Here is a 267-nt window from a genome sequence, read left to right as displayed (position 1 = left end):
CGCATCGATGTTGATCACATGCTGTTGGATCTTCAGGTAGTCGGGGCGGACTCCAAGCTCCACCAGGGCGCGCGCGATGATGTTGACGAAACGCCAAGCAAATTCACGAAAGGCTGCACTGTTGCCTTCCCCTGACAGCTGCCCTGAAATCCTGCTGGCTACTTCTGAGATTCTGCCGAAACGTCCAATGGCGTTGTATCGAGAAGAATAGTCCGGCCAACCCAGATGAAAGACGTAGAACTCGCTTTCACGTCCTGCTCTTCGGGC

General features: G+C 54.7%; 1 pseudogene. It reads right to left on the bottom strand.

Annotated elements, in window-relative coordinates:
* A pseudogene (locus SB756_RS30840) lies at positions 1–267 on the bottom strand (conjugative coupling factor TraD, PFGI-1 class); the annotation flags it as partial.

Origin of the sequence: Pseudomonas sp. SIMBA_068 (assembly GCF_046534705.1) — a bacterium.
GTDB classification, from domain to species: Bacteria; Pseudomonadota; Gammaproteobacteria; order Pseudomonadales; family Pseudomonadaceae; genus Aquipseudomonas; species Aquipseudomonas putida.
The sequence above is the reverse complement of the archived record's forward strand: the minus strand, read 5'-3'. Positions and strand labels throughout refer to the sequence as shown.